This window comes from Bradyrhizobium sp. CCBAU 11357, assembly GCF_028128865.1.
In the GTDB taxonomy this organism is placed as follows: domain Bacteria; phylum Pseudomonadota; class Alphaproteobacteria; order Rhizobiales; family Xanthobacteraceae; genus Bradyrhizobium.
In genome coordinates, this window is the sequence record NZ_LBJW01000003.1 from 790 (window position 1) to 1,222 (window position 433).

The window sequence follows — 433 nt, forward strand, 5'->3', positions numbered from 1 at the left end:
CGACTTTGATCGACAGTAGTAGAGGCTCTTCACCCCACGCTTCCACGCTGACCAGTGCAGCATGTGGAGGTCCCACTTATCGACGTCGGGCGGCAGATAGAGGTTGATCGACTGGCTCTGGCAAATCAACGCGGCGCGGTCGGCGGCAAGCTCGACGATCCAGCGCTGGTCGATCTCGAAGGCGGTGCGAAAGATCGCTTTCTCGTGCTCCGACAGGACGTCGAGATGGGCGACCGACCCCTCGTGCGCGATGATCGACTGCCAGGTCGCCGAGGTGTCGGCGCCTTTCGCGGCCAGCACCTTGGCGAGGTGCGGATTGCGCACCGAGATGGCGCCGGATAGCGTCTTGTGGATGTAGATGTTGGCCGGAATCGGCTCGGTGCAGGTGCTGCTGCCGCCGCAGATGATGCTGATCGAGGCGGTCGGCGCGATC

Annotated in this window: 1 pseudogene; it reads right to left on the reverse strand. The window is 63.5% G+C overall.

The window, feature by feature from the left end:
• Positions 1 to 433, reverse strand: a pseudogene (locus XI05_RS00250) (ribonucleoside-diphosphate reductase subunit alpha); the annotation flags it as partial.